Genomic DNA, 26252 nt, shown 5'->3' with positions numbered 1-26252 from the left:
GGGGCATGGGACGACTCGACGGCAAGATCGCCGTCGTGACCGGGGCGGCGTCGGGCATCGGCGCCGCCACGGCACGTCGGGTGGCGGACGAGGGCGCGGACACGGTGGTCGCGGATCTGAATCTCGACGGAGCCAAGGCGGTGACGGAGGAGATCCGCGCCGCCGGAGGATCCGCGACGGCGGTCCGGGTCGACCTCGGTGACATCGACAGCGTCCGGGCCATGGTGGCCACGACCGTCGAGACGTACGGCGGCCTCGACGTGCTGCACAACAACGCGGCGGCCACCCACCTGGCCGCCCGCCAGGACCTCGCCGTCGTCGAGGCCGACCCGGCGGTGTGGGACGACACGATGCGCATCAACCTGCGCGGCACCATGGTCGCCATCCAGGCCGCCGTCCCGCACATGATCGCCCGGGGCGGCGGCTCCGTCATCAACACCTCGTCCGGGTCCGGCCTCTCGGGCGATCTGCGCAATCCCGCCTACGGGGCCTCGAAGGCCGCGCTCATCAACCTCACGCAGTACGTCGCCACCCAGTACGGCAAGCAGGGAGTGCGCTGCAACGCGATCGCGCCCGGATTCATCGTCACGCCCGCGAGCGCCGGTTCGGCGCACGGCGCGATCCGGGAGGCGATGCTGCGCCACCACCTCACCCCGCGCCTGGGCCGGCCGGAGGACGTCGCCGCGGCGGTCGTCTTCCTGGCCTCCGACGAGTCCGCCTTCATCACGGGGCACACCCTGCGCGTGGACGGCGGACTGCTGTCCCACGCGCCCTACGTGGCGGATCTGCGGGACGCCTGACAGGGCTGCCCGGCGAGAGCCGGAGGCGCTCACAAGCGGCTCCGGCTCACGGCCGTGCCCGCGCTCAGGCCAGCGCCTCCGGTTCCAGGTCGCCCAGGTACGCCGCCCGCACCGCCGGATCCCGGCGCACCTCCTCCGGCGTACCGGCGCAGATCCGGCGCCCGAAGTCGAGGACGACGACGTGGTCGCAGACGCTCATGACCATGTCGACGTCGTGCTCGACGAGCAGGACCCCCATGCCCCAGTCCTCGGCCAGTCGCCGTACCAGGTGGGCCAGTTCGCGCGTCTCGTCGTCGGACAGCCCGGCGGCCGGCTCGTCGAGGAGCAGCACGGACGGAGAGGCCGCCACCGCGCGGGCGATGGCCAGCAGCCGCCGCTCCCCGTACGACAGTTCCGCCACCGGCCGGTCGAGGCTGTCCTGGAGCCCGAACTCCCGTACCGCGACGAGCACATGACCCGGAAGGGGACGGCTGCCGGGTCGGATCAGGTCCGTGAGGTACGCCCATCGGCCGGGCCGCTCGCAGGCCGCGGAGAGGTTGTCCCGGACCGTCATGTCCTCGAACAGCTCCAGCGACTGGAAGGACCGGCTCAGTCCGGCCGACGCCCGCCGGTGCACCGGCAGCCGGGTCAGGTCCCGCTCGCCGAGGCGCACGCTGCCGGAACCGGCCCGGGTGAAGCCGGTGACGGCGTCGATGGCGGAGGTCTTGCCGGCGCCGTTGGGACCGATGAGCCCGACGATCCGGCCCGGCTCGACGTCCAGCGAGAGTCCGTCGACGGCGACGACACCGCCGTAGCGCACGGTCAGGTCCCGGACGTGGAGGGCCAGCGGCGCGGCGCGGGAGACGTCCGCCGCGGGCGCAGGCTCGTCCTCGCCCGCCTGCGCCGTGTCCCTGCGAGGCAGGCGGTCGCGGATGCGCGCCGCCGGTCGGCCGGTGTCCTTGCCGATGCCGTCCTGGTTGCCCACCAGCGTGAGCACCAGGACGACCCCGCCGATCAGCGGCATCCACGCGCTCAGCCCGGGCAGCACCCAGTCCCCGAAGCGCGCGCCGACCGTGCCCACGGCGAACATCGCCCCGAACAGCGGCCCCACGAGGAAGCCCACACCGCCGATGACGGCGAGTCCGAGCGCGGTGATGGAGTCGAAGCTCGCGAAGTCGGAGAAGACCACCGAGGTGGAGCGGAAGCCGATGAGCACACCGGCGAGGGCGGCGATGGCCGCGGACAGACCGAAGGCGTAGAGCTTGGCCGCGCGGACGTCGATGCCGAGCGCGGCGGCGGCCCGCTCGTTCGCCCGTACGGCGACGAGGCGGCGGCCGGTCCTGCCGCGCCGTACGTTGGCGACCACGAGCGTGGCGGCGACGAACAGCACGAGCACCACGGCGGCGTACCGCTGCGGGTGGTCGACTCCGGAGATGCTGATCCCGAAGAGGGTCTGGCTGCCCACCGCGATGCCGTCGCTGCCGGTGGTCGTCGACAGGCCGGTGTTCTGGAAGACCATCGCCTCCAGTGTGGTGCCGAGGCCGAGCGTGATGATCGCCAGGTTGACGCCCCGGGTGCGCACCGCGGGGAGGGCGAACAGGAGGCCGATGGGGACTGTGCCCAGCACACCGGCCAGCAGGGCCAGTTCGAAGGGCCAGCCCCAGTCCGCCGCCGCGTGCCCGGCGATGAAGGCGCCGGTGCCGGCGAGGGCGTAGGCCGCGAGGGAGACCTGACCGGCGTACCCGGTGACCACGACGATCGACAGGATGATCAGCGAGAGCACCAGGGTGCTGGTGATCGCGTCGGCCCACAGCGGTGTGGACACGCTCACCAGGACCAGCCCGACCACTGCGGCGAACGCCAGCGGCAGGGGGCGCACCCTGCCGCTGCCCAGCGCCGGCAGCCGGTCCAGGAAGGTGCCGCGCAGGGGCAGCGCCCGGCCGCGGGCCACCAGCACCAGGGCGATGAACAGGAACGGCACCGACGAGGCGAGTCCCGTCACTCCGGAGCCGAACCGGGTGAGCTCGGACTGCACGAGACCGATGACCAGACCGCCGGCCAGCGTGACGGGGAACGAGGAGAACCTGCCGACCAGCGCGGCGGCCAGCGCGCTCAGCAGCAGGGTGGTCAGCCCGGAGACCGACAGGCCGATGACCGGCACGATCAGGATGCCGGTGAGTCCCGCGAGCGCCGAGCCGAGGGCCCAGTTGCCGGTGGCGATCACATCGGGGGACCAGCCGAGCGAGGCGGCGGCGTGCTCGTTCTCGGCGACGGCGGTGGTGCCCAGGCCGAACAGGGTGCGCCGGTAGAGGAGATGGAGCAGCGCGGTGACGGCGAGCGCGATGCCGAGCAGCCAGACGCGGTCCTCGGAGATGGTGGCCCCGGCGATCGTCAGCAGGCGGGTCGGCAGTTTGCCGGGCACCAGTTGCAGGCTGTCGCCGTAGCGTTTGACGGCGACGGCGGTGAGCACGATGAAGACCGCGAGCGTGCCCACCAGCCGGGCCAGGATGGACGCCCGGCGCAGCGGCCGCAGCACCAGCAGATGAGTGAGCACGCCCAGCAGCGCGGAGGTGAGCACCCCGCACGCGACGGCCGGCCAGTACGGCACGCCGTGGTTGGCGGCGAGCTCCCACTGCACGTAGGCGCCGGCCATCCCGATCGCGCCATGCGCGAGGTTCAGGACACCGGAGCCCCGGTAGACCAGCACGATGCCGTGCGCGGTGAGCGCGTACAGAGCGCCGAGCCCCAGGCCGAGCAGGGCGAAACGCAGGATGTCGTCCATCGGGGGAACCTCCCGGAGGTCAGCCAGACAGCACATTTATTTAAATAATTGTGCCGAGAGTACTTCACTAACCTCAAAACGCACCCCATGCTGTTCGCCAACTCGACGACGAGCCCGCGGAGGGGCCATGAACGACTCACACCGACGCAGAAGTGCCGCAGCGACCTGTCTCGCGGTGACCGCAGCCCTGCTCGCAGCAGGCTGCGGGGGAAAGGCGTCGGGCAGCTCGACGCAGACCTCCCTGAAGGGCGCGCCGGTCAAGGTGATGGTGTGGAACCCGGAGGACACGCAGGGCAGCGCCCAGCCGGGGGTGCGGCTCACCGCCCAGGCCTACGAGAAGTGGATCAACGCCAACGGCGGGATCAAGGGGGGTCCGCTGAAGGTGCTCACCTGCAACGAGAAGAACGACCCCGACGAGGCCGAGAAGTGCGCCCAGCAGGCGGTGGCCGACAAGGTGGTCGCGGTCGTGGGGTCGTACAGCCTCGCGGGTGACCGCTACATGCCCATCCTGCAGAAGGCCGGCATCCCCTACCTCGGCGGGACCGGCGTCTCAGCCGCGGAGTTCTCCAACCCGCTGTCGTTCCCGGTCAACGGGGGCACCCCGGCGGTGTTCGCGGCGCACGGCCGGCAACTCGTGCAGGAGGGCTGCAAGAAGATCGCCGGCGTCCGGTACGACCTGGCGGCCGCCGCGATCGTCTCGCAGTTCCTGACCCTCGGAGCGACCTCCGTCGGAGGGACACCGGTCAAGGACATCAAGGTGCCGCTCACCGCCACCGACCTCGCCCCCCAGGTCGCCGCCGCCACCAAGGGCAGCGACTGCGTCAGTGTCATCCTGGGCACCGCCTCGGGCCTGTTCGTGAAGTCGTACGTCCAGTCCGGCGCGAAGACGAAGCTCGGCAGCGTCGTCGGCAACCTCACCCCGCAGCTGGCCGCGAGCACCGGGGGAAGTGGCGGCCCGCTGGAGGGCGCCGCGATCACCGGCTACTACCCGCCGGCCTCCGACCCGGCCTGGAAGGACTTCGTGGCCGCCGCCAAGGGCGCCAAGGACATCGACACCTCCAACGGCGCCGACGAGACGACCTGGGTGGCGTTCAAGGTCTTCACCGAGGCGGCCAAGCAGCTTCCCGCGATCTCGGCCAAGGCCCTGGTGCAGGAGCTGAACACCACCTCCGGGATCGACACCGGCGGTCTGACCCCCGCGCTGAACTGGAAGGCCTCGACAGCCCTGCCCATCAAGGGCCTCGACCGCATCCACAACACGACCGCCACCGAACTGACCATCCGCAACGGACAGATCGAGTGGGCGAAGGCGGGGTCGACCTTCGTCGACGTCCGGAAGGTGCTGACGGCCACACCGGCCGGCTGACCGAGGGGAACGTCCGTGCACGACACCGAGCCCTTGATCGAAGCCCGTGCCCTGAGCGCTGGATACGGCAGCCAACCCGTCCTGCGCGACCTCGACCTGGAGGTCCGCCCCGGCGAGGTCGTCGCCCTGCTCGGACCCAACGGCGCGGGCAAGACCACCACGCTGCGGGCGCTGTCCGGGGAACTCGCCCCGATGGGCGGCGAGGTGCGCTGGCTGGGCGACACCGCCCGCGCACCCCTGCACCGCCGCGCCCGCCAGGGCCTGGCCTACGTGGGGGAGCGGGCGGTCTTCACCGGCCTCGACACCGCGGACAACCTCCGGGTCGGCCGGGTCACCCCCGAGCAGGCGCTGGAACTCTTCCCCGAACTGGAGAAACGCCTGAAGACCGGCGCGGGCATGCTCTCGGGCGGCGAGCAGCAGATGCTGTCGCTGGCCCGCGCGCTGAGCCGCTCGCCCAGGCTGCTGATCGCGGACGAACTGTCCCTCGGGCTCGCCCCCCTCGTCGTCGACCGTCTGCTGCGCGCCGTACGCCGGGCGGCCGACCGGGGCCTCGGGGCGCTGCTGGTGGAACAGCACGTGCGCAGGGTGCTGGACATCGCCGACCGCGTGTACGTCCTGCACCGCGGCCGCGTCGCCATGACCGGCACCCCGGCGGAACTCCGCGGCGACCTCGACGCGATCGAGTCGTCGTACCTGACCGCAGGGACGACTGCGGAAAAGACAACCTATGCAACCGATTGAGGTGGGTGCTGTGTCCGGCGCACGCGCACAGATCCGATCCCTGGTCCTGTCCGGCGACACCTTCGACCAACCAACCGAAGAGACGAGGGAGTTGCAGCTCGAAGCCGCGCGGGAGGCCTTCACCGCCCACCGCGAGCGCATCCCGCTGCTGCGCACCCGCGCGGAGGAGACCGGCGTCAGCGAGGTCACGGCCCTCGACGACCTCGTCCCCCTGCTCTTCTCGCACACCAGCTACAAGTCCTACCCCGTCTCCCTGATCACCGCCGGCCGATGGGACCGGCTGCTGCGCTGGTACACGACCGTTTCCACGGTCGAACCCGGGGAGGTCGACGTCGACGGTGTACGCGACATCGACGAGTGGACCGAGCGGATCACGGCCGCCGGCCACCGCCCGTACATCACCAGCGGCACCTCCGGGAAGGTCTCCTTCCTCAACTGCGCGGCGAGCGACCTGAGTTTCCTGCACGACATCCTGGAGCACCTCACCTGCTGGCCCGACCCCCTGCCGCCGAAACCCACCCGACGCGGCTATCTGCTCGCCCCCGCGAGCGGCCCCATGCGTTCCATCGACGGCTTCCGGTGGCACGCCGAGGTCTTCGCCCGCGCCGGCGAGACCCGACTGCTCACCGACGACCCGCTGCGGGTGTCGGAACTGATGAGCAGCGCGCTGCTGCGCCGCAGGATCGCCGAGGGCACCGCCACCCCGCAGGAGATCAGCTCCTACGAGACCGCCTCCGAGGCCCGCGAGGCGGAGATGGACGCGGCCGTGAGCGCAATCGTCGACGACATCGCCGCCCACCGCGACGAACCGCTGCTCATCGCCGGCATGAACAACCAGCAGTTCGCCCTGATCCAGGCCCTGCGCGCCCGTGGCGTCCCGGACGGGGGCCTGCACCCGGACACGCTGGTGCTCAGCGGCGGCGGCAACAAGGGCCGTGCCCTGCCCGAGGACTACCAGCGGCAGTTCGCCGCCTTCTACGACGGCGTACGGCGGGTGCGCAGCTACGGCATGACGGAACTCCAGGGCTCCTGCCTCGCCTGCGAGAAGGGCCACTACCACGTGCCGCCGTGGGTGATCCCGCTCGTCCTCGACCAGCAGGGCGAAACCCTGCTCAACCCCGAACACGGCGTGGTGGAGGGCCGGTTCGCCTTCCTGGACGTCTCCCTCGAGGGCCGCTGGGGCGGACTGATCAGCGGCGACCGGGTCTTCGTCGACTTCTCGCCCTGCGACTGCGGCCGGCCGGGCCCCGCCGTCCTGCCGGACATCCAGCGCTACGGCGACCTCGGCGGCGACGACAAGATCACCTGCGCGGCGACACTCGACTCCTATGTGCGAGGGATGATCCACGGATGACCGGCACCACCCTCGACAGCACCGCGGCCGCCCCGGTGGCCGTGGTCCATGTCATCCGCGGCGAGGTCGACGAAGGCCCGCACGTCACCCATGGTCGCCCCGGAGCCGCCTTCACCGCACCCGCCCTCGACCTGGACCGCCTCGTGTGGCCCCGCACCGAGCCGGGGCCCGCCTTCCAGACACCCACCGCCGAGATCGTCGACCTGCTGGTGGCGACCGGCGACGCCCTCAAGGCGGACCGGGACGGCCTGCTCGCCGAAGCGCTGGAGCGGATGACAGCCGTCAGCCCGCTCCCCGCCGAGGTCCTCGAACGCGCCTACGCCGTGCTGTGGCGCAGCTTCCGCCGCCCCGCCCTGTACGCCCAGATCGACCATGAACTCGGCGGCGCCGACGTTCTCGACGGCTGGCGCGAGGTGCGCCTGCCCGAGGGCCGGGTCGCGGCCACCCGCGCCTACCCGCCACGCCTGGTGCACATCATCGCGGGCAACGCTCCCGGCGTCGCCGCGATGTCCGTGGTACGCGGCGCCCTCACCAAGGGCGTCAACCTGCTCAAACTCCCCTCGAACGACCTGTTCACGGCGACCGCGATCCTGCGCACGATGGCCTCCGTCGCCCCCGGCCATCCCGTGGTGCGCTCATTCTCCGCCGCCTACTGGCGCGGTGGCGACGAGGCGGTGGAGAGCGTGTTGTTCCGCCCCCAGTTCTTCGACAAGCTCGTCGCCTGGGGCGGCGAGGGCACGATCCGCGGGGCGCTGCGCTACGTCGGCCCGGGCTTCGAGCTGGTCTCCTTCGACCCGAAGACCTCCATCTCGCTGATCGGCCGCGAGGCCTTCGCGTCCCCCGAGAGCCTGGCCGAGGCCGCGGAGGCGGGGGCCGCCGACGCCACCTTCTTCAACCAGCAGGCGTGCGTGGCCAGTCGCTTCCAGTTCATCGAGGGATCACCCGAGGACGCCGACCGCTATGCCGCCCTGCTGTGCGAACGCCTGGGCGTGGCAAGGGAGTTCAGCTCCGAGCGCGGCCCGCGGGTCGCCGCGGAACTGCGTGAGGAGATCGACGTACTGCGCTCCCTCGCGCCCGACTATCGGGTGTGGGGCGGTTACGACGGCACGGGTCTGGTCATCCGCTCCCCGGAACCGGTGGACTTCCACCCGGACGGAAAGATCGTCAACGTCGTCCCGGTCGCCGCGCTGACCGACGCCGTCATGCACGCGGGGGTCGCCACGCAGACGGTCGGCGTGTACCCCGACGCCCGCAAGGCTGGGCTGCGCGACGCTCTCGCCTGCGCCGGCGTCCAGCGCGTGGTGTCCCTCGGCGGGGCGGGCGGCATGCCACCGGGCCTCTCCCACGACGGCTTCTACCCGCTGCAGCGGCTCATGCGCTGGGTGAACGACGAGTGACGACCCCGGCGGAAGCCCGCGAGGGCAGCTCCACGGCGACCCGGAGCCCGCCCGCGGAGCGCGGGGCGAGGGTGAGGGTCCCGTCGTGGGCCTCGGCGATGGTCCTGACGATGGCCAGGCCGAGGCCCACGCCGGAGTGGTCGGTGTGAACGCGCTCGGTGCCGCGCCGGAACGGCTCGGTGAGCGTCGAGGCCAGCTCCGGGGTGAGCGTGTCGCCCGTGTTCTCGACCGTGAGGACCACGGTCCCGGGGCGGACATCGGTGGTGACCCACACAGTGCCCTTCTCCGGCAGGTTGTGGACGATCGCGTTGTGCACGAGATTCGTGGTCAGTTGCAGCAGCAGCGCCTGCGAGCCGGTCGTGGGGGCGATCTCGCCGTAGGTCTCGATGGTGACGCCGTGCTTCTCCGCGAGGGGGAGGAGGGTTTCGGTCGCCTCTTCCGCCATGAGGGACAGGTCGACGTCCTCCCGGCTGAAGGACCGCTGCTCGGCGCGGCTGAGCAGGAGCAGCGCCTCGGTCAGACCGATCGCCCGGGTGTTGACGGCGTGGAGCCGGTCGATGATCTCCTCGGTGTCGTGGTCCGGATCGGTGCGGGCCACGTCGAGCAGGGTCTTGGAGATCGCCAGCGGGGTGCGCAGTTCGTGCGAGGCGTTGGCCGCGAATCTGCGCTGCTCGGCGACGTGCGCCTCGAGCCGCGCGAGCATCGTGTCGAAGGCGTCGGCGAGTTCACGGAACTCGTCCGTCGGGCCCGGCAGCCGGATCCGGTGCGAGAGCGACCCGTTCGCGGCCGTACGGGTGGCGTCGGTGATCCGCGTCAGGGGGGCCAGCATCCGGCCGGCGAGGAACCACCCGCCCCCGAGACCGAACACCAGCAGGAACCCCAGCACGACGGCCGCGATCGGAGCGAAAGCGCGCAGCACGGCACCCTGGTAGCTGGGATCCATGATCAGCCCGATGTGGGGCACCCGGATCAGGAACACCCACCCGGCCATGAGCAGCAGAACTCCGGCCACCATGACGAACCCGGCGTAGCTGAGCGTGAGTTTGAGGCGGACGCTCATCCCCGGCGCCCTATCCATGGCCCGCCCCCTCGTGTCCGGCCTCCGCCTGCGGGTCGATGCGGTAACCGACGCCCGGCACGGTGGCGATGACCCAGGGCTCGCCGAGTCGCTTGCGCAGCGCCGAGACAGTGATCCGCACGGCGTTGGTGAACGGGTCGGCGTTCGCGTCCCACGCCCGCTCCAGTAGTTCCTCCGCGCTGACGATCCCGCCCTCGGCGGCGACGAGGACCTCGAGCACCGCGAACTGCTTCCTGGTCAGCGCCACATAGCGGCCGTCCCGGTAGACCTCCCTGCGGAACGGGTCCAGCCGCAGACCCGCGATCTCCCGCACCGGGGGCCTGTTGTGCGCGCGTCTGCGGTCGAGTGCTCTGAGCCGGAGCGCGAGTTCCTGGAGTTCGAAGGGTTTCGTGAGGTAGTCGTCGGCGCCCAGTTCGAACCCGGAGGCCTTGTCGTCGAGACGGTCGGCCGCGGTCAGCATGAGGATCGGCATGCCGCTGCCGGAGGCCACGATCCGTTTCGCGATCTCGTCACCGGAGGGTCCGGGGATGTCCCGGTCGAGCACGGCGATGTCGTAGGAGTTGACGCGCAGCATGTCCAGAGCGGTGTCGCCGTCCCCCGCGATGTCGGCCGCGATCGCCGCCAGGCGCAGACCATCGCGGATGGCCTCCGCCAGATAGGGCTCGTCCTCCACGATCAGCACACGCATGCTCTCGATGCTAGGAGCCGGGGCATATCGCCGGCATATCGAAAACCGCATACGGGCCGGCAACACCGCGCCGCCTTGACTGGCGGCATGACTGGAACCCCGCCATCAGCGCGCACCTCGACACACCGGATCCACTGGCTGTTCGCGGCCGTCGTCGCCGCCGTCGTCCTGTCCGCCGTCATCGCAGCCCTCTGTTACCGGTTACCCGGGTCCGCGTCCTCCTCCTCGGACGCGTCACTGTCGGTTCCTCGTCTCAGCCGCCATGGCGGCGCGCTGGGCGAGGCGGACGGTGTCGTCCCCGACGGCGTGACGGTCTTCGACGACACGGTTCCCGCGGTGGCCAGGCTCGACCCGGACCTGCTCAAGGCCCTCCGCCGGGCCGCCACGGACGCCGGGGACGACGGGCTCGAGTTCCGTGTCAACAGCGGCTGGCGTTCGGCGGCCTACCAGAACCGGCTGCTCGGCGAGGCGGTCGCCAAGTACGGCTCCGAGGCCGAGGCCGCCCGCTGGGTCGCCACCGCGGCCACCTCCCCGCATGTCTCCGGGGACGCTGTCGACATCGGACCCTCCGACGCGACGGCATGGCTGTCCGAGCACGGCGCCGCGTACGGGCTGTGCCGGATCTACCGCAACGAACCCTGGCACTACGAACTGCGGCCCGAGGCCGTCGCCCACGGCTGCCCGCACATGTACTCCGACCCCACCCAGGACCCCAGGATGCAGAAGTGACCGACAGCGAGCGAGGACCGACGATGACGCAGGTCGACACGACCGGGACCGGACGGACCGGCCCCGACCACGCGGACACCGGCCCCGGTCCCTGGCGCGCGGGCGTCCGCCGGGCGATCCGTGGCTGCTCCCGGCCGGAGCCCTGGAAGCGCGGCCCGGTGCTCGCGGCGCTGGCGCTGCTGCTCGGTCTGCTCATGCTGCTGCACGGGAGGATCCCGAACCGGATCGGCCATCTCGGCAGCCTGGTGGAGACGTTCCTGCCGTGGTTCGGCCTGTTCGTCCCGGTGCTCCTCGCCGGCGCGCTCTGGCGTCGCTCCCTGTCGGCGGTGACCGCGCTGCTGCTTCCCGTCACGGTGTGGCTGAGCCTCTTCGGCGGACTGCTCACCGACAAGTCCCACCCGGGCGGCGACCTCACTGTCGTCAGCCACAACGTCGCCGCCGACAACCCCGACCCGGCCGCCACCGCCCGTGACCTGGCCGCCTCCGGCGCCGACGTGCTGGCCCTGGAGGAGATCACCGACCAGGACCGGGGCACGTACGAGAAGGAGTTGGCGAAGACCTACCGGTACCACACGGTGCTGGGCACGGTCGGGCTGTGGAGCAGGCTGCCCCTGTCGGACACCCGGCCGGTCGACATCGCGACCGACTACGGGCCGCTGGCGGCCACCAAGCCGGCCGCCGAGAAACTGACCTACAACCGGGCACTGCGCACCACGGTCACCACCCGGCAGGGGCCGCTGGCGGTGTACGTCGCCCACCTGGGGTCCGTGCGCGTGAACCCCAGGGTCGGCTTCTGGACGGACTCGCGGGACAGAGGCGCGCAGGCGCTCGCCAGGGCCGTCGCCGACGAGCCCACCCGGCGGGTGGTGCTGCTCGGCGACCTCAACGGCACCATGGACGACCGCGCCTTCGCGGGCCTCACATCTCAGCTGCGCTCGGCGCAGGACGAGGCCGGAGCCGGCTTCGGCTTCAGCTGGCCGGCGAGGTTCCCGGTGGAGCGCATCGACCAGATCCTGGTCAGGGGAGTGCGGCCGGACAGCGCCTGGGTGCTCCCGGCCACCGGCAGCGACCACCTGCCGGTGGCGGCGCGGGTGAGCTGGTGACCGACCCGGCCGGGGCACTCTCGGGCCGCCCCGGCCGGGTCGGTCGTCCCCGCGCCGTCGGAACCGTCGCCCGCGGGGAGCCCGGCCGGCGCCGGCCCTTCGCCCGGCCGCCGAGGGTGTGGTCGTGGGCTGCCTGCGGGGCGCCGCGCCGGCAGGCGCCCGGGGTCACCACGCCCCGCTGTCCCGCCGGAGTCCACCGCGGACCGAAGTGCCTCATCGGCCGCGGCCCGCCGGGAAACGCAGTGGCTCACCCGCCGCCGTCGAGGTCCGTGCGTTGGCGCAGCACGCGCAGCTCATGGCCGTGCAGCCGCATCTCGTACAGCTTGCCGCGGGCGTTGTCGAAGGGGCGGTGCAGGATCATCATCAGCTCGCCCTCGAAGGTGCGGAAGAGCATGCCGTGCCCGCTGTCGTCCCGGACCAGTGGCCGGTGCTGTTCCCAAGGGCCGGTCAGGTCACCGGACTTGGAGACGGCGTAGGTCTGGACGTAACCGCCGCTGATGTTCCCGTCCGGGCCGACGGTGTTCTTCTCGTACGTCGACCACAGCATGAGCAGCGAGCCGTCGGGCGTGCGGTACAGCTGGGGGCCGTCGGTGATGTAAGGCGGGAGCTGAGCGGGCACGCCGGCCGGGATCTGCCCGCCGAGCCAGGACGCGTCCGACGCCTTGAACAGGAAGACAGGGTCCCCGATCGGCCGGGACAGATCGGGCGCCAGCCGGATCGCCTCCATGGTGCCGTCGACCGTCTGCAGCCACTCGTGCGCATACACCATCCAGGGCTGTCCGGACGGATCGACGTGCAGCGTGCCGTCGAGGGTCATGAGGTGCGCGGGCGGGGTGGGGCGGGACGCGTCGACGACGGTGAAGGGACCGAGGAGCGAGTCGGAGACGGCGGTGATCGTGCCGCGCATGTGGTTGGCCAGCTGGAAGGGCGTGCCCCACCGGTTGGGCGGGGGGACGGGAAGCGGTCTGTTCTCGTCGTGCAGGGTGGTGAACAGGTAGTAGCGGCTGTCCCATGGACGGACCTCCGGGGCCCAACCCCCGTCGCTCGCCCAGATCCCCGGCTGCTCGCCGGCCAGGAAGACCACGACGGGCCGCTGCCACTCACGCAGGTCGCGGCTGCGATACACCATCGTGCCCACGCCCTCCACACCCGACACCGACGGGTCGTTGGACGTGTACAGGTGGTACGTACGGGACGTGTCGTCGGCGACGACGAACGGATCGTGCAGCGGCATGTCGGGAAGCAGCATCACAGCCGTACCGTCATCCGTATCGCCACGTCGTCTCCCGCGGACAGCCCGCTCGGCACGCGGACGGCGTTCTTGAGCGGCAGCAGATAGCCGCCGTCCTTGGGGAACAGCGAGGTGGCGAAGGCGGTCCCGCCGATGCGGGCCTCGACCGGGATGACGCCCCAGCCGTAGGAGGCCAGCGCGGCCACCTCGCGGATGTCGGCGCACTCCTGGTCCGGCACGGACACGAAGTAGTAGGGCGCCGGGCCGCGCCACTCGATCACCCGGCCCGTGAAGGCGAGTTCCACGCACTCAGCTCCGCTTCTCGAGAGGGGGCCAGAGTACGCCGAGGTCCCCGCCGGGACGGGGACCTCGGAGCGGATCAGTCGACGTTGACCGGACCGTCGTCGGACTTGCGCTCGTTCTTCGCGCGCAGCTCCAGCACGCCGTTGCCGGACGGGCGGCTCTCGCCGTCCTGTCCGCCGCTGAGGTTCTGCCGGACGGAGTCCAGGATCGTCAGACCCTGCGAGACCAGACCGGCGGCGATCTCACCGAGGCCGTCCGCGCCGTTGAGGACGTTGACGTTGGCGCCGGCGAGACCGCCCGCGGCCTCCTTCACGATCTGCGGCAGCTGGTCGATCAGCATCCGGTCCAGCGCCACCCGGTCGTACGACGCGGCCGCCTCGGCCTGGATCTTCATGCGCTGCGCGTCCGCCTGGGCGAGCAGCCGGATCCGCTCGGCCTCCGCCTCGGCCGGCTTCACGATCTCCGCCACCAGCTGCTGCTGGCGCAACTTGGCCTGCCGCTGGGCCAGTTCGGTCTGCGCGGCGAGCACCTCCTGCTGGGCGTGCGCCTGCGCCAGCGGTCCGGCCTGCGCGGCCTGCGCCTGCGCGCGGTCCACCTCGGCCGAGTACGCGGCCTGGACGACGGCTGTCTGCCGGGCGTACTCGGCCTGCTTGCGCGCCGCCTCCTGCTGCGCTTCGGCCGCCGTCTGGGTGGCCTGCGCCTGCGCGATCTGGGCCTGCCGCTGGATGGCCGCCCGGTGCGGCGCGGACATGGCGTCGATGTAGCCGGCGTCGCCGTCGTCGATCGACTGGATCTGCAGCGAGTCCACGATCAGACCGATCTTCGCCATCTCGGTCTTGGAGGTGTCCAGCACCTCCGCGGCGAGCTTCTGCCGCTCGGTGACGATCTCCTCGACCGTCATCGAGCCGATGATGGCCCGCAGATGACCGGCGAAGATCCGGCCGGTCAGCACCGACATCTGCTCCTGGTCCGAGAGGAAACGCTGCCCGGCGTTGATGATGCTCTCGGTGTCGTTGCCGACCTTGAACGCGATGACGGCGCGTACGTTCAACGCGATGCCCTGCCGGGTCACACACGTCTCCGTGACCTCGGACTCGCACATCGCCAGCGTGAGGAAACGGGTCTTTCGGAAGAACGGCAGCACGAACTTCCCGTGCCCCGTCACCACCCGGAACGGCGCGCCCCCCAGTCCCCGCCTGCCACCCGAGATCAGCATCGCCTCGTCGGGAGCGGGAACGCGGTAACCGAACATTCTGTTACTCCTCAGTCCGCGTCGGCACGGTCGCCGATCGCTCCGAGTGGATCCCTCCACTCGATGACGCCGACCTCACGACACCCACGTGACTCGATCACGAGCACCGTCGCCCCCGTCGGCAAGGGTTCGTCGGACCAGGCTATGAAGGTCTCCGAGCCGCCCCGGACCGGCACCAGGACCTCACCGGGACCCGCGGTTCCCCGAGTCCCGATGAGCACCTTCCCGATGCAGCCGATCACGGCCTCGTCCTGCGGCATCACCGGCCGACCTCCCACGCTGTGGCCCACGATTCCGACGATAGACCCACCGGTAACCGCTGCCTAACACCAGGACGGATCTCGTAACCAGAGCCATCGGTGTGACGTTGTCCACGGGACCGATTGGAAGATGACGAACAGGCAACGCTCCCTTTCATGCCCCGTACGCACATCCCCGGAAGGGCGACCCGATGACGACGGCGACCAGGGCGCCCGGGACACCGCCCGCCACCGCCACCGAGACCACCGCCACCGAGACCACCGCCACCGAGACCACCGGCACCGAGACCACCGGCACACCGAAGAACAGGATTCCCCGCCCCGCCGCGGCGCCCACGCTGCCGTCGCTGACCGGACTGCGCTGGATCGCCGCGCTGCTGGTCTTCGGACTGCACGTGCACAACTTCCATTACTTCGACGGCACCGGCCAGCGCGTGATGACGTGGGCCTTCGGCGCCGGAGCCAACGGAGTGTCGTTCTTCTTCGTGCTCTCCGGCTTCGTCCTGATGTGGTCCGCGCGGCCCGGCGACCGCGCATGGCCGTTCTTCAGACGCCGCGTCGCCCGCATCCTGCCCGTCCACCTGGTCACCGCCGCCGTCGCCCTCGTCATGGCCCTCACCCTGGCCCACCAGCACAGACCGACCCTCACCGCGGGCCTGGCCAACGCCCTCCTGGTGCACTCCTGGTGGCGCCCCTGGTGGCAGACCCTCGACCCCGTCAGCTGGTCGCTGGCCTGCGAGGCGTTCTTCTACGGCACCTTCCCCCTGCTCGCCCTGCTGCTGCGCCGCCTCGGCGCCCGGGGCTCGGCGGCCCTGGCCGGGCTCGCGCTGCTGGCGGTGTTCGTGCTGGCCTGGGCGGACGCGCACCACTGGGCGGACCAGCCGCTGTACTCCTTCCCGGCCGCCCGGCTGCCCGAGTTCGTGATCGGCGCCGCCGTGGCCCGGCTGGTGCTGCTCGACCGCTGGCGCGGGCCCGGTCTCGAGGCCTCGCTGGCCCTGGCGGTCATCGGCTACTTCCTGGTGCCCCAGGTCACCTCCGGCTACCCCGCCACGACCTGCACGGTCATCGGCTTCGCGCTGCTGATCCCGGCCGCGGCCGTCGCGGACCTGCGCGGTCTGCCCTCGCTGTGGCGGCGCCGGTGGCTGGTGCGACTGGGGGAGCTGTCCTTCGCCTTCTACATGATCCACCTGCTGGTCCTGCGGGGCGCGACCAGCCTGCTCGGCACCTCCCCGCGCTTCGGTGTGACCGCGGGCCTGGTCACCACGGCCGTCGCGTTCACCGTGTCGCTGGGGCTGGCCTGGGTGCTGTACGAGGCGGTGGAGGTACCGGCGCGAAGCCTGCTGCTGCGCAGGCGGCCCGCCGTCGGGCGGCCCGCACTCGAACGGTAGGGCGCCTACGGCTGCGGCACGGGCCGTGCGGCCGGTCCCGGGTGGACGGTGACCTCGGTGGGGGCGAGGGCGGTGTGCTCCTCGGGGCACTCGACCACGACCCGCACCGGGGCGCCGCAGTCGCGGTGCCGGATCTCGATGACCGGGCCCTCAGGATTGGCGACGTACGTCTCGCCCCACTGGCGCAGCGCGACGAGGACGGGCCACAGATCGCGGCCCTTGGGGGTGAGCCGGTACTCGTGCCGGGTCCGGCTGCCCCGCTCCTGGTAGGGCACCGTGTTGAGGATCCCGGCGGCGACCAGCTTGCGCAGCCGGTCGGAGAGGACGGCGTCCGAGAGACCGACATGGCGGCGCAGCTCGTCGAAACGGCGCACTCCGTTGAAGGCGTCCCGCAGGATCAGCAGCGTCCACTTCTCGCCGACCAGGTCGAGCGTGCGCTGGACGGTGCAGTTCTCCGTGCTCATCTCCAGCCACTTCATAGCGGCCATGGTAGGCCCCTGACTCTGTCATTGACAGTCAGCTCGGCGCACGGCTAGCTTCGGGGGAAATAGTCAGGGAGATGGTGCAGGCGCATGGAACGCACGCGGACGTACGACTGGGAGGATCCCGCGATCTCGGCGGGAGCCGTGGGACGCGGCTCGGGGCTGGAGTTCCTGCGGGAGATCCTCGCCGGGCGCCTGCCCGCCGCGCCGATCGCCGCCACCTTGGGCATGGCCCTCGAAGAGGTGGACCACGGGCACGTTGTGTTCTCCCTGGAGCCGGGAGAAGAGCACTACAACCCCATCGGCAGCGTCCACGGCGGCGTCTACGCCACGATGCTCGACTCCGCGACCGGCTGCGCCGTGCAGTCCATCCTGCCGCAGGGCATGGCCTACACCTCGCTGGACCTGACGGTGAAGTTCCTGCGCCCGGTCACGGCCGAGACGGGCAAGGTCCGTGCCGTCGGCAGCGTCGTCAGCAGCGGCCGCCGCACCGCCCTCGCAGAGGCGAAGCTCCTCGACCCGACCGACCGCCTCCTCGCCCACGCGACGAGCAGCTGCCTGCTCTTTCCCGTGCCGGCCGCCTGAAGCCCGACGGTTCCTTCCTCGGTCACGGCCAGTGTCGTCGCAACAGATCTCGAGGCCGAGGCACTGGCCGTTGCGGCGCGAGGGCGGGTGCTGGGCGGTGCCAACCGTGGTTCCGGCGGCCGGACGCCCGAGGCGGCCGTGTGCGCTCCGGCCGACCGCGTGCCGGCCCACGCGACCGGCAGCCGCATGTTCTTCCCGCTTAGACGCAGCCTGCCTCACCCGGCTGACGACGGTGCGCGGCACCGGCCGGCCACACACGGCCGGCGTCCACGCAGTACACCGCGCTCTCCTGGCTGGCGAGATATGTTCCCCGTAGCGGCCGCCTGAGAGACAAAGCCTCTCCAGTGACCCCTCCACGGGGCTGACGACGCTCCCCGGGGCCGATCGGCAGGGGGAAGTCCCCCCTCCGCCGCTCAGGCATTGCGGCGCCGCGCGGGACCGTCGAGGCTGGGTGCGTTGCCCGGGTACGAGGAGGCGGTCATGGTGGCGGACAGCGGTGTGACGGGCGCCGAGCGGCAGCGGCTCGCGGACGCCGACGCGTCCCGGGCCGACTGGCGCCGCTGGGGGCCCTACCTCAGCGAACGCCAGTGGGGGACCGTACGGGAGGACTACAGCCCCGGCGGCGACGCCTGGTCGTACTTCACCCATGACCAGGCCCGCTCCCGCGCCTACCGCTGGGGCGAGGACGGCATCGCCGGCGTCAGCGACGACAAGCAGCGGCTCTGTTTCGCGCCGGCCCTGTGGAACGGCCGCGATCCGATCCTGAAGGAGCGGATGTTCGGCCTGACCAACCAGGAGGGCAACCACGGCGAGGACGTCAAGGAGTACTACTTCCACCTCGACTCCACGCCCACCCACTCCTACATGAAGTACCTCTACAAGTACCCGCAGGGCGAGTTCCCCTACGCCGACCTCGTGGACACCAACCGGGCCCGCACCCGGCACGACTTCGAGTACGAACTGCTCGACACTGGGGTCTTCGACGAGGACCGCTACTTCGACGTCTTCGTCGAGTACGCCAAGGCCGGCCCGGAGGACCTGCTGATCGAGATCAGCGTCCACAACCGCGGCCCCGACGAGGCGACCCTGCACCTGCTGCCGACCCTCTGGTTCCGTCACACCTGGTCCTGGGCCGGCGGAACCGCCGTACCGAGCCTGACGAAGACTCCCGACGCCATCCGCGCCGACCACGAGGAACTGGGCCCGCGCTGGCTCTACCACGACACCGACGCCACCGCCCTGTTCACCGAGAACGAGACCAACAACGAGCGCATCTTCGGCAGTCCGAACACCACGCCCTACGTCAAGGACGGCATCGACCGCTGTGTCGTCCACGGCGACACCGCCGCCGTCAACCCGGCACAGACCGGCACCAAGGCCGCCCTGCACACCGTCCTGACCGTGCCCGCCGGTGACGGCGTGACCGTCCGGCTGCGGCTCAGCGACCGTGAACTCACCGACCCCTTCGGCGACTTCGCCGCGACGATGGACGCGCGGCGGACCGAGGCCGACGCCTTCTACGACAGCGTCCTTCCCGACGGCATGGGCGAGGACGAGCGGCGGGTCGTGCGGCAGGCACTCGCCGGGATGCTGTGGAGCAAGCAGTACTACTACCTGGACGTCGAGCGCTGGCTCGCCGAGCACGGGGTGGACCCCCTGGCCGCCGACCCCCGCCTGCGCAACAGCGCCTGGTACCACATGGTCAACGACGCGGTCATCTCGATGCCGGACACCTGGGAGTACCCCTGGTTCGCGGCCTGGGACCTCGCCTTCCACACCATCGCCCTGGCCATGGTCGACATCGGCTTCGCCAAGTCCCAGCTGGAACTGCTGCTGCGCCGCCTGTACCTGCATCCCAACGGCCAGATCCCCGCGTACGAATGGAACTTCGGCGACGTCAACCCGCCCGTGCACGCCTGGGCGACCCTCTTCGTCTACGAACTGGAGAAGCACCGCACCGGGAAGGCCGACCGCGCCTTCCTGGAGAACGCCTTCCAGAAGCTGACGAAGAACTTCACCTGGTGGCTCAACCGCAAGGACGTCGACGGCAACAACGTCTTCCAGGGCGGCTTCCTGGGCCTGGACAACATCGGTGTGTTCGACCGCAGCGCCCCGCTGCCCACCGGCGGTCACATCGACCAGGCCGACGGCACCGCCTGGATGGCGCTGTACTGCCAGAACCTCCTGGAGATCGCCATCGAACTCGCCGTCGACAACCCGGTCTACGTCGAGCAGGCACAGATGCTGTTCGAGCACTTCGCCTGGATCGCCGTCGCCATGAACCGCATGGGCAAGGACAACGCCAGCCTGTGGGACGAGGAGGACGGCTTCTTCTACGACGTGCTGCGGCTGCCCGACGGCAGCGCGCAGCCGATGAAGGTGCGCTCGCTGGTCGGCCTGATCCCGCTGGCGGCGACCAGTGTGATCGGCGGCCGGGCCCACCGTGTCTTCCCCGAACTGGTCGAGGGAGCGAAGGAGTTCATCAAGCGGCACCCGGCCGTCGAGGCCTTCGTCGACCAGAACGTCAGGGCGGCGCCCGACGCGGACGGCCGCTACCTCTTCGCCCTGTTCGGCGAGGACCGGCTGCGCCGCATCCTGGCCCGGATGCTCGACGAGGAGGAGTTCCTCGGCCCGCACGGCATCCGGTCCCTCTCCCGCTACCACGCGGCCCACCCGTACACCTTCGACGTGCACGGCGAGACCTACGGCGTCGGCTACCTGCCCGCCGAGTCGGACTCCGGCATGTTCGGCGGCAACTCCAACTGGCGCGGCCCGGTGTGGTTCCCGATGAACCTCCTGCTGATCCGCGCCCTGCTGAACCTGCACGCCTACCACGGGCCGGACTTCACCGTGGAGTGCCCGACCGGCTCCGGGCGGCAGCTGAACCTCTACGAGGTCGCCCGCGAGATCTCCGACCGCCTCACCGCCACCTTCCTGCGCGGCGAGGACGGCCACCGGCCCGTGCACGGAGCGCAGCCCAAGTTCGCCAAGGACCCGCACTGGAAGGACCTGATCCTCTTCTACGAGTACTTCCACGGCGACAACGGCGCGGGCCTCGGCGCCTCCCACCAGACCGGCTGGACCGGCTTGGTCGCGGCCACCGCCACCGTGTTCCGCGCGATCAGCGCCGACGACTGGCGGCGCGGCGGGCGCGACTCCCTGCGGCCCCGGGACGAACGGCTCACGACCCACGAGGAGGAGCCCTTCTCATGACGGTGATCCACGAGATCAACACCCTCGTCTGGCTGCGCGAGTTGAGCACCCGGTACGACCGTCCGGTCACCCTGGGCGACGTACCGGAGGAGGCCTGGGACGAGGTCGCCGTGCCGGGCGTCGACACCGTCTGGCTGATGGGCGTCTGGGAGCGCAGCCCCGCCGGACTCGCGATCGCCCTGCGCGACGAGTCCCTGCTCGCCTCCTTCCGCCATGCCCTGCCCGACCTCACCGAGGCGGACATCGCCGGATCGCCGTACTGCGTACGGAACTACGTCGTCGACGCCTCCCTCGGCGGCCCGGAGGGCCTCGCCGAGGCGCGCGCCCGACTCGCCGCGCGCGGCCTGCGGCTGATCCTGGACTACGTCCCCAACCACGTCGCCCCCGACCACCCCTGGCTCGCCGAACGCCCCCGCTGCCTGATCCGGGGCAGCGCGGACGACCTGGCCCGGTCGCCCGAGGCCTTCCTGGAGGCCGCCGGGCAGATCTACGCCCGCGGCCGCGACCCCTACTTCGCGCCCTGGCCGGACGTCGTCCAGCTCGACGCCTTCAGCGACGACCTGCGCGCGGCTACCGTCGACACCCTCGTCTCCATCGGCGACCAGGCCGACGGCGTGCGCTGCGACATGGCGATGCTGCTGATGAACGACGTCTTCGCCAAGACCTGGGGCGAGAAGGCGGGACCGCCGCCGGCCGAGGACTTCTGGCCGTACGTCGTCCCGCGCGTCCGCGCCCGCCACCCCGACCTGCTGTTCGTCGCCGAGGCCTACTGGGACCTCGAATGGGCGCTCCAGCAGCAGGGCTTCGACCACTGCTACGACAAGCGCCTCTACGACCGCCTCCTGCACGAGGACGCTGACGCGGTCCGCGGCCACCTCCAGGCCGGCCTCGGCTACCAGCGCGGCCTGGTCCGCTTCCTGGAGAACCACGACGAACCCCGCGCCGCCGCCACCCTCCCCGGCGACCGGGAACGCGCCGCGGCGATCACCGTCGCCACCCTGCCGGGCGCCACCCTCTGGCACGAGGGCCAGTTCGAGGGCCGCACGGTCCGCCCGCCGGTGTTCCTCTCCCGCCGCCCCGAGGAGCCGGTCGACGAACAACTCCGTGCCTTCTACGGCCGGTTGCTCCCGGCGGCCGCCGCCGTGCGCGACGGCGAGTGGCGTCTGCTCCCCGTCACCGGCTGGCCCGACAACGACACCCACCGCAACCTGCTCGCCTGGTCCTGGACCGGCCCCGGCACCCGCCACCTCGTCGTCGTCAATCACTCCGACGCCCCCGCCCAGGGCCAGATCCCGCTGCCCTGGCCCGACCTGGCCGGAGCCCCGCACCGGCTCACCGACCTGGTGACGGACCTGACGTACGACCGCGACGGCGACGCGCTGCTCGCTCCGGGGCTCTTCGTCGACCTGCCCGCCTGGCACTCCCACGTCCTGAGCGCGGCCTGACGGGGGCCGTGATAGACAGCGACCATGACCTGCTCACGCACGACCGGCGGTGACCTGTGACCGCCGGCATCGACACCCCGGACCGCCGCGGCCGCACCGGCCTGGACAGAACCGGCCTCGACCTGACCGGAAACCCGCGCGTGAGGGTGCGCGAGGTGAAACTGCTCTCCAGTCACTGGTACGTGGAGCGCGCCACCACCTTCGACTTCCAGCATGCCGACGGCACCTGGAGCAGCCAGCAGCGCGAGACGCACGACCGCGGCAACGGCGCCACCATGCTCCTGTACGACACCGACCGCGAAACCGTGCTCCTCACCCGGCAGTTCCGCTTCCCCGTCTATGTCAACGGCCACCCCGACGGCATGCTGATCGAGACTCCGGGCGGACTGCTCGACGACGATGACGAGCACCCCGAACTCACCGCGCGCCGCGAGGTGGTGGAGGAGACCGGGCACACCATCGGCGAGGTCGAGCACGTCTTCGACGTCTACATGAGCCCCGGTTCGGTCACCGAGCGCGTCAGCTTCTTCGCCGCCGCCTACGGACCCTCCACCCACACCCACGAGGGCGGCGGCCTGGAGGAGGAGGGCGAGGACATCGAGATCGTCGAACTGCCCTTCCGCCGCGCCCTGGAGATGATCCGCACCGGCGAGATCAACGACGCCAAGACCATCATGCTGCTGCAGTGGGCCGCTCTCGACGGACCCTTCGCGAAGGGTTGACCTCAAGCGCACTTCAAGAGGAAGACTCCCGTTCGTAGCAGGCAATCCGGGCACGAACGGGAGGACACACCCATGAAGTACCGCACGATCGGAACCGACCCGGCGCACCGCCGGGAGGTCAGCGTCCTCGCGCTGGGCGCCATGCTGTTCGGCTCCCGCACCGACGAGAAGACGTCGTACGCCCTGCTCGACCGGTTCGTCGAGGCGGGCGGCACCTTCATCGACACCTCCGACAACTACGCCTTCTGGGAGGACGGCGGCCAGGGCGGCCAGAGCGAGGAACTGCTCGGCCGGTGGCGGCGCAGCCGCGGCGTCGGCGACGAGATCGTCATCGCGACCAAGCTCGGCGCCCGCCCCCTCGCCCCCGGCACCAGCTACGTCGACAACCCCGAGGGTCTGTCCGCGAAGGTCATCCGCGAGTCCGCCGAACGCAGCCGCGAACGGCTCGGCGTCGAGAAGCTGGACCTGCTGTACGCGCACATCGACGACCCGGCGGTCCCGCAGCGCGAGACCGTCGAGGGTTTCGCCGGACTCGTCGCCGAGGGCACGGTCGGTCTGCTCGGGGTGAGCAACCAGGCCGTGTGGCGGGTGGAGCGGGCCCGGGCGATCGCCGCCGCGGCCGGGCTGCCCGGCTACCAGGTCCTCCAATACCAGCACAGCTATCTGCGCCCCCGCACGGACGTGCCGAGCGACCTGTTCCCCGACGGCAGCCTCGGCGCCGTCGACCCGCAGCTGCTGAGCTATCTGCGGGCCGAACCCCGCCTGACCCTGGTCGCCTACTCACCCCTGCTGAAGGGCGCCTACGTCCGCCCCGAGCGGCTGCCGCACGACTACGACCACCCCGGCACCCCGCCCCGGCTCGCGGCCCTGCACGAGGTGGCCGAGGAGACCGGCGCGAGCGTCAACCAGGTCGTCCTCGCCTGGCAGTTGGGCTCGGACGTCCCGACCGTCCCGCTGGCCGGCGCCTCCTCGCTCGCCCAGCTGGAGGAGAACCTCACCGCCGTCGACCTGGAACTGACGGCGGACCAGCGCTCGAGGCTGGACGCGGCGAACTGAGAGCGGCCTGCCGGGTCTGAGCGCGTAGCCCGCGAGGGCCGTATACCAACCGCCGGTGCGGCGCACGAAGACGGGCAGTGCGGCGAAGCCCACGGCGAACAAGAGGACGAGCAAGAGATCGGCTCTCCTGGGTACACGCAGGACAGCACAGAGCCAACGGACCAGCACGGACAAGACGTCGCCGATGTCGCCAGGTCGACGGGAACAGTCGGTCAATGGTTGTACACGTGACAGCCCCGAAATATTCACAGAAGCTTTAACCAAGGGTTATGAACGACCCGAGCGGATTTCCGGTCCATACGGTGGGGGCCGTGTTCGAGAGACGGGGGAATCTTGCTTATCAGGGGGACCGACCTGGTCGAACGGGGTGAGGGACAGCCCCAGGCCGTGTGGTGGTGGCGGGCTCTGCTGTTCCTGTGGCGCACACTGCGCGGCGAGTGGAACGGCATCATCGCCGACCCGGTACGGCAGCTGAGACGCCGCGGGCTGCCCGCGCTGTCGCTCGCCTTCCTCGCCGCCTTCGGCGTCATCTTCTTCCACGCGATCGCCCAGCACCCGGCCGGCGCGACCGCCGTACGGCTGCTCGGCGGCGTCTACGCCGACCTGCCGCTGTGGCTCGCGCTGCTGCGCACACCGGTGTCGCTGTACGTGCCCGCCCTCGACCTGCCGGTGTGGGCGGGCATCACCCAGCTCTTCCTGGCCTTCGCCCTGGCCGAACTCGCGCTCGGCCGCGCCAGAACCCTCCTCATCTCCTACGTCACCACCCTGGCGGGCACCCTCACGGTCCGGGTGATGCTGGCGATCGGGCCGGGCTGGCACGGCATCGGACTGCCGCCGGAGATCGGGCAGGTCCTCGACACCGGCCCGTCCGCGGCCGTGGTGGGCCTGTTCACGTACATCTCCGTCGTCCGCCGTGCCCCCATCGTGTTCACGCTGACCGGTGGCTCGATGGTCTGGGAGTCGATCGCCGTCCCCAACCTGGCGGGCCGCGAGCACCTCATCGCGGTCGCGGCCGCCATCGTCCTGGCCCTGTTCCACGAGCGCAGCCGCGGACGACGCCCCGACGGACCGTCCTCCCCGACCACCCCCGGTGCCGTCCCGGCCCCATACCCCATGGCCGGTCCCTCACTGCTGCGGTGAGGGCGCGGCAACGCGGTCGTGACCGCTGTCGGCCTGGTCCAGGAGCGTGACCGCGGACGACGGACCGGCGGACCGTCCGTGCCGGCCACTCCCGGTGCCTTGCCGGCCCGGTGTCCCCATGGCCGGTCCCTCGCTGCTGCGGTGAGGGCGCGGCGGCGCGGTCGTGACCGCTGTCGCCCTGGTCCAGGAGCGTGGCCGCGGACGACGGACCGGCGGACCGTCCGTGCCGGCCACTCCCGGTGCCGTGCCGGCCCGGTGCCCGGCGGCGGGTCCCTCGCTGCTGCCGTGAGGGCGTGGCGGCGCGGTCGTGACCGCCATCGTCCTGGCCCTGGTCCACGAGCGTGGCCGCGGACGACGGACCGGCGGACCGTCCGTGTCGGCTACTGCCGGTGCCTTGCCGGCCCGGTGCCCGGCGGCGGGTCCCTCGCTGCTGACGTGAGGGCGCGGCGGCGCGGTCGTGACCGCTGTCGCCCTGGTCCAGGTGCCCCGGCGGACCGTCCTTGCCGGCCACCCCCGGTTCCGTCCCGGCCCCGTGCCCCACGGCCGGTCCCTCGGTGCTGGTGTGAGGGACCGGTCGTTACGCCTGCGGACGCGCCCTTCTCAGGCCGGGGTCCTCGCGTAGCGGGCGAGGGTGGCGGGGCCGGCCCGTTCCACCGACAGGCACTCCAGATGGACGGGGGAGGTGTCGGTCGGGAAGAGCCGGCCGCCGGTGCCGACGAGCGTGGGGAGGGTGACGAGCCGGTACTCGTCGACCAGGTCCTCGGCCATCAGCGCGCGGGCGACGCCGAGACTGCCCATGACGACCACGTCCCGCCGCTCCCGCTTGACGGTGTCCACCAGGTCGCCCTCCAGGAGACGGGAGTTGGACCAGGCCGAGACGTCGGTGAGGGTGCGCGAGGCGACCAGCTTCGACGCGCCGTTCATCCGCAGGGCGAAGGGGGTGTCGCGCTCCGGCCACAGCCGCGAGAACTGCTCCCATGTGGTCCGCCCCAGCAGCAGAACCCCCTCGTCCAGGCTGGTCCCCAGCTTGAACCTGTCCCCGGCGACCACCTCCGGGCCGTGTCCGAACAGCCAGCCGCCGCCCGGTGTCCCCTCGGAGCCGTCCGGGTCGGTGACGATCCCGTCCAGGGTGGTGTACGCGATGACGATGACGCTCAT

23 protein-coding genes are annotated in these 26252 nt (G+C 71.4%); 14 read left to right on the top strand and 9 right to left on the bottom strand.

What is annotated here, in order from left to right:
- The first annotated feature begins 5 nt into the window (after window positions 1-5).
- Window positions 6-800, top strand: coding sequence for a glucose 1-dehydrogenase (locus ABZZ74_RS19720; protein WP_356766524.1), 795 nt, complete (start codon window positions 6-8; stop codon window positions 798-800).
- A gap of 64 nt (window positions 801-864) precedes the next feature.
- Here the strand turns inward: ABZZ74_RS19720 and ABZZ74_RS19715 are convergent, their stop codons facing one another.
- Window positions 865-3561, bottom strand: coding sequence for a branched-chain amino acid ABC transporter permease/ATP-binding protein (locus ABZZ74_RS19715; protein WP_356766522.1), 2697 nt, complete (start codon window positions 3559-3561; stop codon window positions 865-867).
- A gap of 127 nt (window positions 3562-3688) precedes the next feature.
- Between ABZZ74_RS19715 and ABZZ74_RS19710 the strand changes: the two genes are divergently transcribed.
- Genes ABZZ74_RS19710 through ABZZ74_RS19695 form a run of 4 tightly spaced genes read left to right on the top strand, consistent with a single transcriptional unit; the run spans window position 3689 to window position 8419 of the window.
- On the top strand, window positions 3689-4927 hold the full coding sequence (locus tag ABZZ74_RS19710) for an ABC transporter substrate-binding protein (RefSeq protein WP_356766520.1): 1239 nt from the start codon (window positions 3689-3691) through the stop codon (window positions 4925-4927).
- Between the two features lie 15 nt (window positions 4928-4942).
- On the top strand, window positions 4943-5668 hold the full coding sequence (locus tag ABZZ74_RS19705; RefSeq protein ID WP_356766518.1) for an ABC transporter ATP-binding protein: 726 nt from the start codon (window positions 4943-4945) through the stop codon (window positions 5666-5668).
- A gap of 10 nt (window positions 5669-5678) precedes the next feature.
- Window positions 5679-7022: a hypothetical protein gene (locus ABZZ74_RS19700; RefSeq protein WP_356766516.1), complete on the top strand. Its 1344-nt coding sequence runs from the start codon at window positions 5679-5681 to the stop codon at window positions 7020-7022.
- Window positions 7019-8419 (top strand): acyl-CoA reductase, encoded by a 1401-nt coding sequence (locus ABZZ74_RS19695; protein WP_356766514.1) that lies wholly within the window; start codon window positions 7019-7021, stop codon window positions 8417-8419. The genes ABZZ74_RS19700 and ABZZ74_RS19695 overlap by 4 nt, the downstream gene beginning before the upstream one ends.
- On the opposite strand, the gene ABZZ74_RS19690 is transcribed toward ABZZ74_RS19695, so the two are convergent.
- Entirely contained in the window at window positions 8394-9479 is a 1086-nt protein-coding gene (locus ABZZ74_RS19690) for a HAMP domain-containing sensor histidine kinase (RefSeq protein WP_356766512.1), read from the bottom strand. The two genes, ABZZ74_RS19695 and ABZZ74_RS19690, sit on opposite strands and share 26 nt — an antisense overlap.
- Window positions 9480-9489: 10 nt before the next feature.
- Entirely contained in the window at window positions 9490-10185 is a 696-nt protein-coding gene (locus ABZZ74_RS19685; RefSeq protein WP_356766510.1) for a response regulator transcription factor, read from the bottom strand.
- Between the two features lie 87 nt (window positions 10186-10272).
- On the opposite strand from ABZZ74_RS19685, the gene ABZZ74_RS19680 reads away from it, so the two are divergent.
- Together ABZZ74_RS19680 and ABZZ74_RS19675 are read left to right on the top strand one after the other, a co-directional pair.
- Window positions 10273-10914 carry a M15 family metallopeptidase gene (locus ABZZ74_RS19680; RefSeq protein ID WP_356766508.1) on the top strand — a complete coding sequence of 214 codons (642 nt, stop codon included), beginning with the start codon at window positions 10273-10275 and terminating at the stop codon, window positions 10912-10914.
- Window positions 10915-10937: 23 nt separating this feature from the next.
- Complete coding sequence (locus ABZZ74_RS19675; protein ID WP_356766506.1) at window positions 10938-12017, top strand: endonuclease/exonuclease/phosphatase family protein; 1080 nt, start codon at window positions 10938-10940, stop codon at window positions 12015-12017.
- Between the two features lie 247 nt (window positions 12018-12264).
- On the opposite strand, the gene ABZZ74_RS19670 is transcribed toward ABZZ74_RS19675, so the two are convergent.
- From ABZZ74_RS19670 to ABZZ74_RS19655, 4 genes are all read right to left on the bottom strand, one after another.
- Window positions 12265-13266 (bottom strand): glycoside hydrolase family 43 protein, encoded by a 1002-nt coding sequence (locus ABZZ74_RS19670; RefSeq protein WP_356766725.1) that lies wholly within the window; start codon window positions 13264-13266, stop codon window positions 12265-12267.
- A complete protein-coding gene (locus tag ABZZ74_RS19665) occupies window positions 13266-13553 on the bottom strand; it encodes a DUF1905 domain-containing protein (RefSeq protein WP_356766504.1) in 288 nt (95 codons plus the stop codon). The genes ABZZ74_RS19670 and ABZZ74_RS19665 overlap by 1 nt, the downstream gene beginning before the upstream one ends.
- A gap of 74 nt (window positions 13554-13627) precedes the next feature.
- The gene (locus ABZZ74_RS19660; protein ID WP_356766502.1) at window positions 13628-14803 is read right to left on the bottom strand and encodes an SPFH domain-containing protein; all 1176 of its coding nucleotides are present in this window, start codon (window positions 14801-14803) and stop codon (window positions 13628-13630) included.
- An 11-nt stretch (window positions 14804-14814) separates the two neighbouring features.
- Window positions 14815-15063 (bottom strand): hypothetical protein, encoded by a 249-nt coding sequence (locus ABZZ74_RS19655; RefSeq protein ID WP_208779198.1) that lies wholly within the window; start codon window positions 15061-15063, stop codon window positions 14815-14817.
- Window positions 15064-15254: 191 nt separating this feature from the next.
- On the opposite strand from ABZZ74_RS19655, the gene ABZZ74_RS19650 reads away from it, so the two are divergent.
- On the top strand, window positions 15255-16451 hold the full coding sequence (locus ABZZ74_RS19650; protein WP_356766500.1) for an acyltransferase: 1197 nt from the start codon (window positions 15255-15257) through the stop codon (window positions 16449-16451).
- Window positions 16452-16456: 5 nt separating this feature from the next.
- Here the strand turns inward: ABZZ74_RS19650 and ABZZ74_RS19645 are convergent, their stop codons facing one another.
- Window positions 16457-16930, bottom strand: coding sequence for a helix-turn-helix domain-containing protein (locus ABZZ74_RS19645; protein WP_356766498.1), 474 nt, complete (start codon window positions 16928-16930; stop codon window positions 16457-16459).
- Between the two features lie 93 nt (window positions 16931-17023).
- On the opposite strand from ABZZ74_RS19645, the gene ABZZ74_RS19640 reads away from it, so the two are divergent.
- The 6 genes from ABZZ74_RS19640 to ABZZ74_RS19615 all read left to right on the top strand — a co-directional run bounded on the left by ABZZ74_RS19640 (window position 17024) and on the right by ABZZ74_RS19615 (window position 25094).
- The gene (locus ABZZ74_RS19640) at window positions 17024-17518 is read left to right on the top strand and encodes a PaaI family thioesterase (RefSeq protein ID WP_356766496.1); all 495 of its coding nucleotides are present in this window, start codon (window positions 17024-17026) and stop codon (window positions 17516-17518) included.
- A 480-nt stretch (window positions 17519-17998) separates the two neighbouring features.
- Complete coding sequence (locus tag ABZZ74_RS19635) at window positions 17999-20731, top strand: glucosidase (RefSeq protein ID WP_356766494.1); 2733 nt, start codon at window positions 17999-18001, stop codon at window positions 20729-20731.
- Window positions 20728-22176 carry an alpha-amylase family glycosyl hydrolase gene (locus tag ABZZ74_RS19630; RefSeq protein ID WP_356766492.1) on the top strand — a complete coding sequence of 483 codons (1449 nt, stop codon included), beginning with the start codon at window positions 20728-20730 and terminating at the stop codon, window positions 22174-22176. The genes ABZZ74_RS19635 and ABZZ74_RS19630 overlap by 4 nt, the downstream gene beginning before the upstream one ends.
- Before the next feature lie 56 nt (window positions 22177-22232).
- Window positions 22233-22898, top strand: a complete 666-nt coding sequence (locus ABZZ74_RS19625; RefSeq protein WP_133048066.1) for an NUDIX domain-containing protein — start codon at window positions 22233-22235, stop codon at window positions 22896-22898.
- A 72-nt stretch (window positions 22899-22970) separates the two neighbouring features.
- Window positions 22971-23954, top strand: a complete 984-nt coding sequence (locus ABZZ74_RS19620; protein WP_356766490.1) for an aldo/keto reductase — start codon at window positions 22971-22973, stop codon at window positions 23952-23954.
- A 408-nt stretch (window positions 23955-24362) separates the two neighbouring features.
- Window positions 24363-25094, top strand: a complete 732-nt coding sequence (locus tag ABZZ74_RS19615) for a hypothetical protein (protein WP_356766723.1) — start codon at window positions 24363-24365, stop codon at window positions 25092-25094.
- A gap of 600 nt (window positions 25095-25694) precedes the next feature.
- On the opposite strand, the gene ABZZ74_RS19610 is transcribed toward ABZZ74_RS19615, so the two are convergent.
- Entirely contained in the window at window positions 25695-26252 is a 558-nt protein-coding gene (locus ABZZ74_RS19610) for a dihydrofolate reductase family protein (protein WP_356766488.1), read from the bottom strand.

The organism is Streptomyces sp. NPDC006476 (genome assembly GCF_040612015.1).
Lineage (GTDB): Bacteria > Actinomycetota > Actinomycetes > Streptomycetales > Streptomycetaceae > Streptomyces > Streptomyces griseorubiginosus_B.
Note: the sequence above shows the minus strand (reverse complement) of the source record. Positions and strands in the feature narration are given on the sequence as shown.